This is a genomic window from Bradyrhizobium sp. SK17 (assembly GCF_002831585.1).
GTDB lineage: Bacteria > Pseudomonadota > Alphaproteobacteria > Rhizobiales > Xanthobacteraceae > Bradyrhizobium.
Genome location: NZ_CP025113.1, coordinates 89,839 through 105,314 on the forward strand (window position 1 = coordinate 89,839; position 15,476 = coordinate 105,314).

12 protein-coding genes are annotated in these 15,476 nt (G+C 65.2%); 9 read left to right on the forward strand and 3 right to left on the reverse strand.

Annotated features, from left to right (window positions below; translation table 11 throughout):
* The first annotated feature begins 1 nt into the window (after position 1).
* Positions 2 to 1,093 carry a glycosyltransferase gene (locus CWS35_RS00470; RefSeq protein ID WP_043855264.1) on the forward strand — a complete coding sequence of 364 codons (1,092 nt, stop codon included), beginning with the start codon at positions 2 to 4 and terminating at the stop codon, positions 1,091 to 1,093.
* Here CWS35_RS00470 and CWS35_RS00475 read toward each other — a convergent pair.
* Positions 1,090 to 2,412, reverse strand: coding sequence for an O-antigen ligase (locus tag CWS35_RS00475; protein ID WP_100950175.1), 1,323 nt, complete (start codon positions 2,410 to 2,412; stop codon positions 1,090 to 1,092). The genes CWS35_RS00470 and CWS35_RS00475 overlap by 4 nt on opposite strands.
* Complete coding sequence (locus CWS35_RS00480; RefSeq protein ID WP_100955923.1) at positions 2,409 to 3,404, reverse strand: glycosyltransferase family 2 protein; 996 nt, start codon at positions 3,402 to 3,404, stop codon at positions 2,409 to 2,411. Before CWS35_RS00480 ends, CWS35_RS00475 begins: the two co-directional genes overlap by 4 nt.
* Positions 3,405 to 3,802: 398 nt before the next feature.
* On the opposite strand from CWS35_RS00480, the gene CWS35_RS00485 reads away from it, so the two are divergent.
* Complete coding sequence (locus CWS35_RS00485) at positions 3,803 to 4,891, forward strand: radical SAM protein (protein WP_100950177.1); 1,089 nt, start codon at positions 3,803 to 3,805, stop codon at positions 4,889 to 4,891.
* A gap of 12 nt (positions 4,892 to 4,903) precedes the next feature.
* Here CWS35_RS00485 and CWS35_RS00490 read toward each other — a convergent pair whose 3' ends face one another.
* Entirely contained in the window at positions 4,904 to 5,872 is a 969-nt protein-coding gene (locus CWS35_RS00490) for a hypothetical protein (protein WP_100950179.1), read from the reverse strand.
* Positions 5,873 to 6,290: 418 nt separating this feature from the next.
* Between CWS35_RS00490 and CWS35_RS00495 the strand changes: the two genes are divergently transcribed.
* From CWS35_RS00495 to CWS35_RS00525, 7 genes are all read left to right on the forward strand, one after another.
* The gene (locus tag CWS35_RS00495; RefSeq protein WP_100950181.1) at positions 6,291 to 7,217 is read left to right on the forward strand and encodes a DUF6492 family protein; all 927 of its coding nucleotides are present in this window, start codon (positions 6,291 to 6,293) and stop codon (positions 7,215 to 7,217) included.
* Positions 7,211 to 8,653 (forward strand): lipopolysaccharide biosynthesis protein, encoded by a 1,443-nt coding sequence (locus tag CWS35_RS00500; protein ID WP_100950183.1) that lies wholly within the window; start codon positions 7,211 to 7,213, stop codon positions 8,651 to 8,653. The genes CWS35_RS00495 and CWS35_RS00500 overlap by 7 nt, the downstream gene beginning before the upstream one ends.
* Before the next feature lie 4 nt (positions 8,654 to 8,657).
* Positions 8,658 to 9,473 carry a bifunctional 2-polyprenyl-6-hydroxyphenol methylase/3-demethylubiquinol 3-O-methyltransferase UbiG gene (locus CWS35_RS00505; protein ID WP_024581206.1) on the forward strand — a complete coding sequence of 272 codons (816 nt, stop codon included), beginning with the start codon at positions 8,658 to 8,660 and terminating at the stop codon, positions 9,471 to 9,473.
* Positions 9,470 to 10,222, forward strand: a complete 753-nt coding sequence (locus CWS35_RS00510; RefSeq protein WP_100950185.1) for a polysaccharide deacetylase family protein — start codon at positions 9,470 to 9,472, stop codon at positions 10,220 to 10,222. The genes CWS35_RS00505 and CWS35_RS00510 overlap by 4 nt, the downstream gene beginning before the upstream one ends.
* A gap of 153 nt (positions 10,223 to 10,375) precedes the next feature.
* A complete protein-coding gene (locus CWS35_RS00515) occupies positions 10,376 to 12,685 on the forward strand; it encodes an exopolysaccharide transport family protein (protein WP_100950187.1) in 2,310 nt (769 codons plus the stop codon).
* 58 nt (positions 12,686 to 12,743) lie between these two features.
* Entirely contained in the window at positions 12,744 to 13,850 is a 1,107-nt protein-coding gene (locus tag CWS35_RS00520; RefSeq protein WP_100950189.1) for a glycoside hydrolase family 5 protein, read from the forward strand.
* A gap of 92 nt (positions 13,851 to 13,942) precedes the next feature.
* Positions 13,943 to 15,445: a hypothetical protein gene (locus CWS35_RS00525; RefSeq protein ID WP_245438817.1), complete on the forward strand. Its 1,503-nt coding sequence runs from the start codon at positions 13,943 to 13,945 to the stop codon at positions 15,443 to 15,445.
* The last annotated feature ends 31 nt before the right edge of the window (positions 15,446 to 15,476 follow it).

Below are 15,476 nucleotides of genomic sequence, written 5' to 3' on the forward strand. Positions count from 1 at the left end.
GATGAGTGAAAACCCCCGATATCGTGCGCTGTTTCTTGGCGCCGGGTCGCAGATGCATTGCGGCGTCGGGCAGTTCACGCGCCTGCTGCAGGAAACCATCGAGAAGATCGAGCCCGGCGCGACCACGGCGTTAACCCTGACGCAGACCGACGGCACGATCGGCGAGATCTGGCGCGCGGTCGGCAGTGCCCGCAGCGTGGTTTGCAACTTCCCGATCGTGGCCTGGAAGCGCGTCATCATCCGGCCGCTGCTCGCACTGCTGTTCGCCCGGCTGCGCCGCCGCAAGGTCGTCCTGATCCAGCACGAATGGGCCGGCCTCAACGGCATCCGCCGGCTGACCTATGTCCCCGCATTGTGGCTCGCCAACACCATCGTGATGTTCTCGCCGCTGGTCCGCCGCGAGCTCGACCGTGACCCGATCATGCGGCGCATGGTGCGGAAATGCGTGCTGGCGCCACTGCCCCCGAACATCGCCGCGCCCGCCGGCATCGAGGACTCGATGCTGCTGCGGCGGCTCGTCGGCGCCCGCGGCGATGGCCAGCTCATCATCGGTCATTTCGGCTCGATCTATCCGGGCAAGCAGCCCAACGGGCTGCTCGAGATCGGCGCGATCCTGAAACAGCGGGGCTTGCGGCCCCTGATCGTCTATGTGGGCTCCTTCATCCGCGGCACCGACAATATCGAGCAGAAGTTCTATGCCCGCGTGGCCGAGTTGGGGTTGAAGGGCGACGTGATCGTCTCCGGCTACATCGCCTCCGATCATGCGGTGTTCGGCCTGCTCGGCGAGGTCGACGTGTTCTGCTACTCGCTGGCGGAGGGCCTGACGGCGCGGCGCTCGAGCATCCTCGCCTGCGTGCAGTCGGGCCGGCCGCTGATCGTCACCGGGCCGGCCCTGCCGGACGAATTCGACCACCATCCGCGTTTCAGGGAATTGATCGACCGCGGCGCCATCCTGCTGGTGCCACGCGACGCCGACAGTGCCGTCTATGCCGACCGGATCGTCGCCGCACTGAAGCGGACGACCGTGCACCTGCCGTTTGATTTCGACGGTTGGTGGATCGACGTCGCCAACGCGGTGCGCGCGCAGCTTTAGGGCGTTTCAGCCCGCATCCGGAACCGGGCGAGATAGTGCAGCCCGAACACCGCGATCAGAAACGTGACCCAGATCGTATCCGCGCGATCCAGGAAGAAGCTCTCCATCGACGACAGGTAGAGCCCGAACAGCCAGATGCGCAGGAACAGCATCGTCAACGGCGCGTCATTGCCGCCGAGATCCGCGGCCTGGAAATCACGCAGCGGCTTGATGACGACAGCCGCGATCAGCAGCACGAGGCCGGGCAGCCCGGTGCCCAGCGCGGTGTCGAGATAGCCATTGTGGCTGTGCGAGGCATAGCCCGCCCACTCCTTGCCTTCCTGCAAGTTCTGGATCGCGCTGGTTCCCCAGAACGCCTCGAAGCCATAGCCGGTCCACAATCGCTGACGCAGCGATTCGACCGCGAAGGACCAGATGTCGGCGCGGCCAGTGAAGGAGGTGTCGAGCGGCATCTTGTCGGCGATCGCAGCGAGCGTGTCACTCATGACCGTGCCGACGCTGAACAGATTGAGCAGCACCAGCGGCGTCAGCAACAGCAGCGCGCGGCCCCAGAACGAGCGGATCACCGGCAGCAGCGAGGTCAGCAGCAGCACGGCGACGCACAGCACGATCGCGCTCTTGCCGGCGGTGAACAACAGGAACACCGCCGCCAGCGCCGTCACGGCGATACCCGACAGCCAGCCGCCGGCGCGAACCAGATAGATGCCGAGAAAGATCAGCATCGTCATGACGGCGGCCGCGACGTTCTTGTGGCCGAACACGCCGCGCCAGGTGCCGGCAAGCGCCGGCTCCTGCGCATCGGTCGCCTGGTGGATCGACAGCTGCGGTGCCAGGAAGACGCCGAGATAGCAGGTCACCAGCAGGACCAGCGCGGCAATGCCGAACCAGCGCATCAATTCATCCTGCGACTTCGGCAACAGCAGCAGCGTCGCGGTCACCACGACCACGAACACCGTCAGTGCCAGGCGACGCAGCGAGGTGGCCGGATCGGTCGACAGCACAACGGTGACGCAGATCCAGCCGGCGAACACCACAAAGGCCGGCGTCAGCAGCGACTTCAGCGCTGGCATGTGGTCGCGCAAGGTCAGCACCAGCATCGCGACCATCAGCACGCCGAACAGTCCGTACAGGAATGCATCCTGACCGGTGACCACGTCGGCGACATAGAAACCGCTCAAATCCGCGAACGGACGCAGCGATATCCAGACCAGCAGCAGGATGCCGATGAAGAGCGTGCCGCGGACGATGTCCATCACCGGCCGGCGCGAGATGTCGGCGATCAGCGCCCGGCTCTCCGCGGTGATGGACGACGTGTTCACGACGCGATCTTGGAGGCTGCGTAAGGCTGCGGCTCGATGCCGAGCACGGCAAGCGCGCTGCCCACCGCGACCACCATCGGATGCATCGCGATCACCGCCTGATGCTCGCGCAGCACGATGCGCGTAAACCGATACAGCGAGAACGGCACCAGACCGAACATCTTGGCCTTCACGATCGCCCGCGACCAGACCGTCTGCGCCGCCTTGCGCTCGATGTGATAGTTGATCGCCCCGATCCGCAAGCCGCGCCGCACGATCCAGCCCAGGCTGGTCCGGGTCGAGGGAACGGTCTCGCTGATATCGGCCTCCTTGGCCCAGAAGAAGCGGAAGCCGGCGCGGCGCGCCCGCGCGAAGAAATCATGGTCGCCGCCGCCGAGGAAGTTGAAACGCAGGTCGAAGGCGGGCTGTCCGAGCCGTTCGAACACCGCGCGCCGGATCAGGCAGTTGCCGCAACCATAGATCACCGGGACCGGGCCGCTGGCCAGATAGGCCGGCGCGAACGCCGGGTGACGCTCGAGATCGCCCTTCTGCTTGTCATCGAAGTTCGGCCACACCGGGCCGCCGACGATATCAGCGCCCGAGGTCTCGGCGGCGTGCAGCATCCGCTCCAGCCAATCCGGCGAGGCGACTTCGTCGTCGTCGATCATCAGGAAATTCCGGGCGTTCGGGAATGTCCCGAGCGCAGTCTCGAATGCCGCATTGATAGCCTGGCAATTGCCCTGCCGGGGCTCGACGATGCAGATGCCGTTGAGACGGCCGGCATTGAGAAATTCGGCCGCGACCGGCGCGCTCTCGCATCGCGCGGCGTCGTTCTCGACCACGACGATCGCGAAGCTGCGCCCGGTGCGCTGCGCCGCCACGGATTCCAGGGTCAATCGCAGGTGCCGCGGGCGGCGAAAGCTCGGAATGCAGATCACGGTCTCGACGGTGCAGTCGAGCGCGGGTGAGGTCGTCACCCAGGCGCGGTCGCTCACTGCAAGCTCGGTCGACATGTCGATGCCCTCCTGGCAATCGCGACCCGCAAACCGCATCATCCCGGCACAGGTCAGAATGGGACAAGATCGTCCCGGACTGGCCGAGCACCACGGCAATACGGACGCGGATCGAACGTTACGGCGACCTCATGGCAAAATCCGCTCCAGCAGCCGCATGCATCGGCGCAACTTCGTCGCAAGGTTAATTAGAAGTCTAACGACGCGGTTTGTCGTCCTGGATGGGCCTATCAGCGCCATAGAGCCCCATCAGCATCATGCCCCTTAACGGCTCCTTAGGGTTAAGAAGCACGCTAGGAGCGGCGCTACGCGCAGCCAGGGCGCGGCTGGCATCCGAATTGCTGAGTTGCTGGCGGATCAACACGTTCTTCCCAAAAGCACAACAGCTGGGGTTCACCTTGAAAGCGCTCGACCTCGTCTCGCTCGGCACCAAGCACGTCCGCAACGCTCTCTCGGAAGAACTGTATCTGCGCACCGGACGCGACGTCACGCGACCAGCCGCGATCTTCGCCGAGGTGGTCGAGCGCTGCAATTACAAATGCCGCTATTGCGACTACTGGCGTCGCCCGAACTATCGCGACGAGATGACGATCGACGAATGGCAGCGCGCGCTCGCCAGCCTGAAGGAATTCATCGGCGCCTATCACGTCGAGTTCGCCGGCGGCGAGCCCTACATCAAGAAGGGCTTTCTCGACCTGCTGCGGTTCTGCCGCGACAATGACATTCACTGGGGCGTCACCACCAATGGCGGCGCCTATCTCAACAAGAAGATCGTGGCGCAGACCGTCGAGGCGCGTCCGTTCAACATCAACATCTCGATCGACTCCACCGATCCGACCATCCACAATTACTCGCGCGGCGTCGAGAATTCCCTGAGCGAGATCGTGCAGGGCATCCGCAACGTCGCCGAGCAGCGCCGCGCCGCCGGCCTGGACTTTCCGATCATCATCAAACCTGTCGTGCACAAGCTCAATTTCCGCCGGCTGCCGGAGATGGTCGACTGGATCCAGCAGATCGGCGCCACCGCGCTGAGCTTCCAGCCGGTCGAGCAAGGCACGCAGGAAGTCGAGGACGAGCTGTGGATCGGCGAGAGCGAGATCGACGACCTCGTCAAGGTCCGCGACGAGCTGCTGCGCCTGAAGCGCGAGGGTGCGCCGATCCTCAATGGCGAAGCCGTGCTGCGGGCCTGGCCCAACCATTTCCGCCGCGAGAAGGCGCCGAAAGAAGTGATGCCCTGCCGCGTCGGCATGCGAAACTACTTCATCCGCTCCGACGGCCGGCTCGAAGTGTGCTGGTTCTTCAGGCCGATCGGCAATGTCCGTACCCAGACCGCACGCGAGATCTGGTACAGCGAAGAGGCCCAGGCCCGCCGCAAGGAGACCGTCGCCTGCGACAAGCTGTGCCTGTTCACCTGCCTCGCCCAGCGTACGCTTCAGGACAAGCTGAAGATGGGGCTGACGCTGCTGACCAACACCAAGGCCGCCTGACGCAACAGCTGGTCAGCCGGCAAACAGCTTCCGGAACAGACGCCCTGCTTCCGGAAACTGCCCGTTGTCGATCTGCGTCGGCCACAGACCATCGACATCGAAATAGGCCGCATAGGCGATCGCGGCCTGATTGGCGGCGAACCAATCGTGCATCCGCTGCACGAAAACGACATTGTCGCCGGACTGGCCGACGCCCCATTCGGGATAGCTCATCAGCTTGCGATGGCTTCGTGCGAAGGCGCGCTGCCATTCCAGTCCGAACGGCGCCTTGAGACAGGACTTGGTCCAGCGTTCCGCGGCGCTGTCGTCCGATTTGAAATCATAGACGTCGAGACCGATGTAATCGACGACGTCATCGCCGGGATAGGCGGCGTCCGCCGGCATATCCTGCGGGCCCCAGCCGGGGCACCAGTCGAACTTGAAGCCCGCCGAATGACGCCGGAAGATTCCGACCACACGGCGGAACGCCTTGATGTAGTCGTCCTCGTGGCCCTTGGCGAACCAGCCCATGTTGGAGATGTTCATCTCCCAGCCAAGGCGGATAACCGCCTTGGGGTGTGCTGCCGCGATCGCGCGCGCAGCGGCCTCGAACTCGGCGTCGTGCGCACCGCTTGCGACGTCGGCAAGCGGCGTGCCGGTGATGGTGAGCGGCACCGACCAGACCACATTGCGCGCCGGGTTGAGCTTCTTCCAAAGCCCCGGCACCCAATCCAGCCGGTGAAAATCCTCCCAGCCGGTCTGGCCGTAGAAGTCGACGCCGAGCACCGACGAACGCGGCCGGTCGAGCCACTTCTCCCAGCCCTGCAACACATGCTCGCGACCGGTCTCGCCCCAATTGACGAAGGCGCCAGCGAACCGTGCCGAATTCGCACCGAGCCGCGACCGCGCCGACGGCACGGCTTGCGCGATCGACGGCCCGCTCAGCGCGACCACGGCGAACGCGAGGGCGCCACGCCGCGTGATTTGGCGGTCAGTTGCCATGACGCACTTCTGCCGAGACGTTCGCAGCGCGCGTACCAAAAGCGCACAGCGCAGACAGCCTGGCTGTCTCGAAATGGACTGATGGTCCGATCCGAGGTCCGGCCGCACCGCCTACCCGCCAGGAATCCCGCCAAACCCTCATCTATGCTCACCTGCGCCAACCGTGTCGGCCATCATGGCATGACCACTGCAATATCTGGGCAACGGCGCGATCCAGCGTCAAAATCGCGCAGCCGCGTGATGGCTTCTGATCCGTTAACCGCGGCGGCGCGCAGGCATTTACCAATGATTAACCATCAGCGCCGTCGATAGGGTCATCAAAATACTCCGGCACCGATCTTGCTGAACTGGGGTTCAGGACAAGTCTGGCGGCCACGATGTTCCGCCCTGAAACGGTGTCGCCGGAGAGAGTTACGAGATGACCCCTGTCGCGTTGCTGACCCCGACCTACGGGCGCGATCTGGAAATCTGCACGCTGCTCTGCGAAAGCGTGGATCGCCACGTCACGTCGTTCTCCAAGCATTATCTGCTGGTCCCGGATTGCGATCTGTCGCTGTTCGCGCCGCTGGCAAGCGATCGCCGCATCATCATTCCGGCCTCTTCCTTCCTGCCTGACTGGCTGCGGCCGCTGCCGCGCATGATCCAGCGCAAGCGCCGCCAGTTCTGGTGGTCGCTGCGGGCCAAGCCGGTGAACGGCTGGCACGTGCAGCAGATCCTGAAGATCGCAGCGACCATCGCGCTGCCTTATGAGCGGTTCTGCATCCTGGATTCCGACATCGTGTTCTTTCGCGATTTCGATCTCGCGCGCTTCCAGCAGCCGAACGCGATCCCGCTGCTGCGGATCGCCGACGCCGTGACCGCCGACCAGCCGCGGCATTCGCGCTGGCTCGAGACCAGCCACCAGTTGATCGGCCTGCCGACCCCGCCGTTTCCGGCGCCGGACTTCATCGGACACATCATCTTCTGGGACAAAGAGACCACCCGTGCGCTTGCCGAGCGCATCGAGGCGGTCACCGGAATGAGCTGGATCGAGGCGTTGTGCCGGACCCGCGAGTTCTCCGAATATCTGCTGTACGGCTTCTTCGTCGAGAACGACGCGCCCGCCGCGCAGCACCACAGCATCGTGCCCAAGGCGCAATGCATCAGCTATTGGGATGACCCGACACTGAGCAAGGACGAGCTCACCCGGCTGCTGCTGCGCGCCGACACGGATGACGTCGCGTTCTCCATCGCATCCTTCTCGGGCACGCCGGTCGCGACCATTCGCGAGGTCGTGGCCGAGAGCGGCACGATCCTGACATCATCGGCGGTCACCCGGCCGGCGGAGTTCGCCGCATCATGCTGATCGGACAGGCCAGCATCAACCTGACCGCCAACGTGCTCTCGGCGCTGCTTGGGCTGTTCAGCGTATTCGTCTTCACGCGGCTGTTCGCGCCGCATGATTACGGCATCTATCTGCTCGGCACCGGCTTCGCCTCGGTCATCTCGGTGTTCCTCGTTGGCTGGTTCCGTAACCTGATCCTGAGCGGCCATGCCCGCGACGATGGCACCGACATCCGCGGCCTGGTGGCGTCGGGCTATCTGATCTGCTGCCTCACCGCGCCGATCACCTGGCTGCTGGCCCGGTTGGTCGGCCTCGATGCCACCGCGGCGTTCGCCGCCGTCGCGCTTTCGATCGCGATCGGCCTGTTCGAGCTGACGCAGGATCTACTGCGCGCGCGGCTGAAGGCGCTCTCGGTCATGAGGGCAACGCTGGTTCGCGCCGGCGCCCTGCTCGCCCTTGGCGTCGTCGTTGCGCTGATCGGCCCGACCGGCTTCGTGCTGTTGCTCGCCGCGGCTTCGGCCTACCTCGTCGCCGTGCTGGTGCAGGCACGCAGCGCCTGGCGAGGCACCATCATCAGCTTCGACCGCGCCGGCTTGCGATCGCTCGCCCGCACCGGTCTGCCGCTGACCTTGTCGCTGACGCTGCTCGCGATCTCGAGCGTGACCGACCGTTTCATGATCGCCAACCTGATCGGCGCCGCCGACGCCGGCAAATATGTCGCGGCGCTCGACCTGGTGCGCCAGACCCTGATGATGCCGGCGATGAGCATGGCCGCGGCCTTCTTCCCGATGGCCGTGCAGATTCAGGCCCGGCAGGGCGACGCCGCGGTCAGGACCCATCTCGCCGATTGCCTCGAACTGCTTGCCGGCGTCACGCTGCCGGCCTGTCTCGGCTTCGCCGTGATCGCCCCGCATGTCGCCAACGTCATCCTTGGCCCCGACTTCCGCGCGCTGGCCGGCGAGATCATGCCGGTCATCGCGCTCGCCGTGCTGTTCCAGGTGCTGACGCAGCAATATCTGCATGCGAGCTTCCTGCTGTCCGGCCGCAACTCGTTCTACCTGATCAACACCGCCTCGATCATCGCGGCCAACGTGATCCTGTCCTACGCGCTGGTCAAACTCCATGGCACGGTCGGCGCAGCCTGGGCGCGCCTCGGCGCCGACGTCGCCGGTTTCGCCTGCGCGCTGCTGCTGACCCGGTTGGCCTATCCGATTCCGATCCCGCTCGGCCGCCTCGCGCTGATCGTCATCGCCGCGCTCGCGATGGCGCTCACCGTGGGGGCGCTGGACCGCGCCCTGCACCTCGCCGATCTGCCCGCCAGCATCGTGCTGGTCGGTGCGGGGTTCGCGGTCTACGCCGCGCTCTGCTGGCTGTTCGACATCGCGCGCCTGCGCGGCCGACTCAAGCAAGGCCTCATCATGTTCCGCACCAAACTCGCAAACAGCAACGTTGGATAAGCCGATGACCGAATCCCTTGCGCTTGCCTCACGGAGTGATCCGACCGCCGAGTTGCCGGTGGCGGCGTCCGCGGTCGTCCATCCGGACTCGCTGCTCGAATTGCCGCCCGGCGAAGCCAAGCAGAGCCTGTTGACGGTTCACAGCATCCTCGAGGCCCGGCTGCCGGCTGGACCGCTTGCGATCTACGAGGCCGGCGGCGGCTCGACCAGCTACCTGCCGCTCGGCGTGCTGGACCGCGCCCATGTCACCGTCGTCGACAACGACCCCGACCAGATCCGGAACAACACCTACGCGCAGGAAGCGGTGCTCGGCGACATCCAGACCTATCGCTTCCCGACGCAGCGGTTCGACCTGATCATCTGCTACAATGTCATCGAGCACGTCCCCGACGTCGAAGCCACCTTGAGCGGCTTCTGCGAGGCGTTGAAACCAAACGGGCTGTTGCTGATCGGCGCGCCCAACCCGAAATCGCTGTCGGGCGTCGTCACCAAATACTCACCGCACTGGTTCCACGTCTGGTTCTATCGCCACATCCGCGGCAAGCCGAAAGCCGGACTGCCAGGCGAGGCACCGTTCCCGACCCATTTCCATCCAATGGTGACGCTCGCCAATCTGGAAGCGTTCGTGGCGCAGCGCGGGCTGCAAGTGATCTACCGGAAGACTTATGAGAGCCCGCGCTATCCTGAAATGCGCCGGCGCAAGCCGCTGCTCGCCGCGGCGGTCGACGTGCTGGCCCGAACGATGAATGCATTTCTGCCGGGCAAGATCGACGTCCGGCACGGCGACTATCATGTGATCTTGCGGAAGCTTGGCTCATGAATGCACTGTGGTCGGAAGCCAGGGTCAAGGTCAGCCACCGGCTCGCGATGCATGTCCAGGTCGAACGCTTTCGCCTGAACAACGCCGCACCGATGGTGTCCTTCACTTTTGACGATCTGCCGAAGAGCGCCGCGACGCTGGGCGCGGATATCCTCGAATCCTACGGCGCCCGCGGCACGTTCTACGTGTCGGGCGGGCTGGTCGGGCTCGACGCACGCTTCTGGGCGACCGGCAACGCCGATGATGTCGTCTCGCTGCATCGCCGCGGCCATGAGGTCGGCTGCCACACCTTCTCGCACCGTCGCGCCTGCGACCTCGACGAGGGTTCGCTCACCGCGGAGATCGCGCGCAATCGAACCTATCTCCACTCACTCGACCCAACCATGCCGGTCGAGACCTTCGCTTACCCGTTCGGCTACGGCTCCTATGCGCGAAAACATCAGTTGAAGTCCGAATTCCGGACCTGCCGCAGCATCATGCCCGGCGTCAACAGCGGCGAGGTCGACCTCCAGTTCCTGCGTGCCATGCCGCTGATCGATCGCCAGATGTCCCGCGAGCGGATCGATGCGGCCTTTGGCGAGGCGGCGAACACTAACGGCTGGTTAATTTTCTACAGCCACGACGTCGCGGACGCGCCGAGCCTCTACGGCTGCTCGCCCGACCTCATGACCTACACGCTGGAGGCGGCGGCACGGCGCAACATGCCGGTATTGACGATGGCGGAGGCGTTCCGATGCGCCCGCGCTTAAACGCTTTGTTTGCCTTTCTGGTGAATAGTTCCCGAATGAGTATGGTTAATTTTTCGTGTTGCGTCCTTTCCGCGTCATCCGGTGCGCGTTGCGTGGCCCGAAAGATTGCTCCTCAGCCGATGCGTGCGGCCATTCAGATGGAAGCTGGGGTCGATGCTTAGCTACGACCAGCCGATAGAGCGGGCCAAGTCGGAGCCGCGCCGGGCCACAGGCCCGGCCGGCTTCAACGTGCTCGAACTGATCCGGCTGCTGTGGCAGCGCAAGGTCGCGATCCTGTCCGCGGCCCTGCTCTGCGCCTGCGTCGCGGTTGCGATCGGCAAGAGCCTGACACCGAAATACACCGCAGGTGCCCAGCTCTATGTCGATCCGCGCGAGTTGCAACTCGTCGATCGCGAGCTGACCCCACGCGCCCAGGACGTCTCCGGCCTCGCCATGGTGGTCGAAAGCCAGTCGCGCCTGATCACGTCGAACAACGTGCTGCTCCAGGTGATCCGCGACACCAATCTCGTCAAGGATCCGGAGTTCGGCGCCGGCGTTGCGGGCAAGGGCCTGTTCGGCTCGCTGCTCGGTCTGTTCGGCATCGAGCCGCGGCAGACGGCGGAGCAGCAACAGCAGATCGAGATGAAGACGCTCGACACGCTGAACCGCCACATCAACGTCAAGAAGACCGATCGCACCTTCATCGTCGACATCGACGTGTGGTCGTACGACCCGGTCAAGGCCGCGATGCTCTCCAACGCGATCGCCAAGGCCTATCTCACTGAATCCAAGCAATCGCAGGCCGACGCGGCGCGGCGCGCCACCCGCGACCTCTCCGGCCGCTTGAAGGAGTTGCAGCAGCGCCTGCACAACGCCGAAGAAGCGCTCGCGACCTACAAGGCGCAGAACAATTTCGTCGGTTCGCAGGACAATCTGCTGACCGACCAGCAGCTCTCGCTCGGCAACCAGCGGCTCGCCGCCGCGCGGGCGCAGACGCTCGACGCCCAGGCCAAGTATGACCAGATCGAGGCCAGCCGACGCGGATCGATGGACCCGGGCGCGATCCCGGAAGCATTGCAGTCACCGACCATGGCCAATCTGCGCGCGCAATACGCCGAGGCGAAGAAGCGGCAGGCCGAGTTGCAGAGCGACCTCGGGCCACGACATCCGATGCTGCGCCAGGTCGCGCAGCAGGTCGATGACCTCAAACGCTCCATCAAGGACGAGATCGACCGCTTTGCACTGTCCGCGAAGAACGACCTGACCCGGGCCCGCGACTACGAGGCATCGCTCGCCAAGGCCTTGGACGTCCAGAAGCAGCAGAGCGTACAGATGGGCCAGGCGTCGGTACGGTTGCGCCAGCTCGACCGCGAAGTCGAAGCCAGCCGTGAGGTGTATCAGTCCTTCCTCAAGCGCTCGCGCGAGACCGAGGAGCAGGAGAGCCTCAACACCTCGAGCGCGCGCGTGATCGGCGACGCCACGATCCCGCAGCAGCGCACCTTCCCGCCGGCGATGAGCGTGCTCGCGATGATCGGCTTCATGTTCGGCGGGCTCGCTGCCGCGGGCTGGTTCGTCACCGCAAACCAGCTGGCGCCCGGCGCCGATCCGATTCGTCCGAAGCTCCAGCCGAAGCAGGACGCCGCCGCAGAGCGGCAGCCGGCGCCGGCCGACGCCAAGCAATCCGTGGCGGCCACCCCCTTGGCGCGGCCGGCGGCCCGCCAGATCGACCGGCCGGTGATCGAGAAGCCGCTGATTGCCGAATTGCAGGAATCCGACGTCATTCGCACGCTCGGCGGCATCCTGACAGGCGACAGCCCCGCCGACGTCACCCGGTTCGGCTGGCCGACGCTGCGCACCAGCTCGGCGCTGGGCCCGTTCTCGAACACGATGCGGCAGATCCATGCGGCGCTGGCGGCCGGCAACGCCATTCCGGTGCTGGCCGTGATCGGCACTGGCGGCGCTTCCGATCGCAGCATCGTCGCGCTGAACATCGCGCTGGCCGCCGCGCGCGACGGCGCCCGTGTCCTGTTGATCGACGCCGACACGGCCGCCCACGCCCTGACCGACAGGGTCGCGCATCCCGCTCAGAGCAAGCCTGGCCGGCTCGACTGGCTCACCATCGGCAGCAAGGTTGCCTCCACCGTCAACACCGTCAACGGCATCGCGATCCTGCCGGCGATCAAGGATGATCCGGCCAAGACCAACGCGGCAATCCTCAAGGCGATCGCGCAGGCGCGCGCCGCCGGCGACCACGAGCTCGTGATCCTCGACGGACCGCCGATGCCTTGGGGCGCGGCTGAACGACGGCTGTTCGACATCGCCGATGGTTTGCTTGCAGCACTGCCAGTTGATCGCGACATCAACGCGTCGATGGAAGACATCATCGCCGCGCTCGGCGGCACCGAACGCAAGCTCGCGGGCGTCGTTCTCGACGAGTTGCAGTCTCCCGCTGCAAGCCAGCAGCACGACAGGCAGTATGCGTGAGCGGCGCGCCAGCCACGCCGAGGCGTGCGCCGTACTCCGTTCGCGAGTTGACCGTCCAATGCTGAGGCCCTCGATCACCGCGGTCATCGCCGCCGCATCCGTTCTGCTGTCGGTCGCCGCACGGGCCTGCCCCAGCCTGATCGAAGGCGTTCCCGCGGACCGGCTCGAGGCGCTGTCACGCGGCGTCAATGCCGACGGCTGGATCGCCGATCCGCGATCGGCGCCGCCGCGCAGCCTGCTGCTCGCGCTGCGCAAGGCCGGCCTGACCCATATCCGGCTGCCGGTGCCCGCCGACGGCGTCATGCCGCGGTTCGCCAGCAAGCTGGATATCGGCCGGCATATGCAAACCGTCGACGCCGCGCTGAAGACACTGCTCCAGCTCGGCTATGCCGTGTCGATCGACCTGCATTCGGGCGAGCGCTTCAACCCGCTGCACAAGGACGATCCTGCCGCGGCCATGATCGAGATGAAGAGTGCCTGGGGCGAACTCGCGACGATCATGCAGCGCTATCCCTCCGATCGCGTCTTCGCCGAGCTCCTGAACGAACCCGAAGTCGATGCGGCACAATGGCAAAGCGAGGTCCCGGATCTCGCCGGCTTCATCCGCAATCTGCTTCCGCAAACCACCCTGATCACGGGCCCGGTCAACTGGCAGCGCGCGGATTCGCTGCCGGGGTTCACGCCGCTCGACGATCCCAATGTCGTCTATGCCATCCACTTCTACGACCCGATGGTGTTCACCCATCAGGCGCATTGGGATCAGAACGAGCCGCTCCACTATATCACCGGACTGCCCTATCCGATCCGGGCCGACGATCCCAGGGTTCAACAGTTGCGTGAGCAGCTCACGGCGCAGAACCATCGCGAGGCGCTGGCGATGGTGGACCGCGCCACCCCCGACCGCGGCATCGACAAATGGCTCGCGCCCGCGGCCGCCTGGCAGCAAAAATACTCACGTCCGATCATCATCAACGAATTCGGCGTGCTCAAGGCCGGCGCGCCGCGCGACAGCCGGCTGCGCTGGCTTGCCGGGGTCACGGACTACGCCCGGCAGCAGTGCTGGGGCTGGACCCACTGGGAAATGATGCAGGGCTTTGGCCTGGCCGACGCGGTGACCGGCAAGCCCGATCGCGAAGCGCTGAAGGCGCTGCTGGGGACACGCTAACCGATCTGGTTAACCGGTTCTTACACAATGGGTGGCTAGATCGGCGATGCGCGTGTGGCACGCCACACATCCGGACATCCAGGTCAGAGCCTGTGCGAGCAGAGATAGCCCCGCGGCCGCTGTTGGCCGGCGACCTCGTTCCTGCGCTCGGCATTGCCGTGGCATCGATCGCGTTCGCCCCGATCATGCAGGCAGCCAACGCCGGGCTCGCGATCGCCGTCGAAAGCCTGATCGGCTGCGCCATCGTGCTCGCGGCGCCGGCCTATGCGCCGTCGATCGCCATCTTCATCATCTTCTTCCAGAATCTGTTCGTCTCGATCCTGTCGTCCTACATGACGACCGAGCAGGAGATGGATTTCGTCAAGGGTTACAACTTCCTCGTCTGCGCCGTGATGTGGCTGGTCACGCTGACGCTGTATATCCTGCACGAGCGCAAGCACTCTGCCGAGATCGACCGCATCATGAGATGGGGGCTGGTCACCCTTGCAACCGTGACGGCATATTTCCTGCTGGGGGCAATGCAAGACTCGCATGCGGCCCTGGTCTATCTGCGCAACATTGCCTTGCCGCTGTTCTTGTTCCAGCTGTCGCTGCTGACTGCCGCAAGCTTCGAGATCCGCGTCACGCCGTTCCTCGTCACGGTTGCCGCGATGCTGATCGTCTGCGGATATGTCGAATTGCTGTTTCGCGATTTCTGGCTCAGCATCACCAACGGCTATACGTTCTGGCACTTCGACGAGCTGAAGGCGACCCGCTCCGGAGCCTGGGAAGCCGAGATGCGCCAGACCGGCAACGTCCCGGTCGATCTGATCGATCGCTTCCGCTTCAGTTTCCTCAACAGCCCGCTGTTCGAGGACCTCGGCCTTTCGTCGATGATGCGCATCTTTGGACCGAACATGAGCCCGATCAGCTTCGGTTACGGGATCGCCTTCTCGATCCTGTTCCTGTTCGCGGTCGGCTATCGATGGCTGGCGCTGGTCGCGGTCCCGCTGCTGATCTGCTGTAGCGTGAAGGGCGCGCTCATCCTGGTGATTTTCGTCGCCCTCGCCTGGACGGCGACCTGGCTGTTCGGCGCGACCATCACGCTTGCCGTCGCGCTGGTCGGGCTCGTGGGTTACGCGATCGCGGCGATCTATATCGGCCTTCAGATCGGCGACTTTCATGTGATCGGCTTCATGGGCGGATGGGACGGCTTTCGGCAGAACCCGATCGGCCGCGGACTCGGCGTCGGCGGCAACCTCTCCGAGGGCTATTTCTCGATCGACTGGAACGCCGCGCAGGCGGCCGGCACCATGGACGGCGCCGTCGAGAGCGCCGTCGGCGTGCTGCTCTACCAGATGGGCATCGGCGCGCTGGTGCCGCTCGGCTTCTTCCTGGCGATGGCACTGAAGGCCTGGCGCCTGTACGCTTCTTCCGGAATCCTCACGCAAGGGCTCGCCGCGTTCGGCACGATGGTCGTGCTGGTGAATGGCATCTTCCAGGAAGAGGCGCTGTTTGCGCCGCCGGCGCTCGGACTGCTGCTATGCCTGACCGGACTGGTGATCGGCCATCATCTGCGCACGCAAGGCGACGATCCGGCGGCCTCCAATCCGTAGCTGCGATACGCGCGCGGAAGCCCGGCCGCGC

Coding starts and splice junctions, on each gene's coding strand:
- CWS35_RS00470 (WP_043855264.1), top strand. CDS start 2: ATGAGTGAAAACCCCCGATATCGTGCGCTGTTTCTTGGCGCCGGGTCG.
- CWS35_RS00480 (WP_100955923.1), bottom strand. CDS start 3,404: ATGTCGACCGAGCTTGCAGTGAGCGACCGCGCCTGGGTGACGACCTCA.
- CWS35_RS00490 (WP_100950179.1), bottom strand. CDS start 5,872: ATGGCAACTGACCGCCAAATCACGCGGCGTGGCGCCCTCGCGTTCGCC.
- CWS35_RS00495 (WP_100950181.1), top strand. CDS start 6,291: ATGACCCCTGTCGCGTTGCTGACCCCGACCTACGGGCGCGATCTGGAA.
- CWS35_RS00500 (WP_100950183.1), top strand. CDS start 7,211: ATGCTGATCGGACAGGCCAGCATCAACCTGACCGCCAACGTGCTCTCG.
- CWS35_RS00505 (WP_024581206.1), top strand. CDS start 8,658: ATGACCGAATCCCTTGCGCTTGCCTCACGGAGTGATCCGACCGCCGAG.
- CWS35_RS00510 (WP_100950185.1), top strand. CDS start 9,470: ATGAATGCACTGTGGTCGGAAGCCAGGGTCAAGGTCAGCCACCGGCTC.
- CWS35_RS00515 (WP_100950187.1), top strand. CDS start 10,376: ATGCTTAGCTACGACCAGCCGATAGAGCGGGCCAAGTCGGAGCCGCGC.
- CWS35_RS00520 (WP_100950189.1), top strand. CDS start 12,744: ATGCTGAGGCCCTCGATCACCGCGGTCATCGCCGCCGCATCCGTTCTG.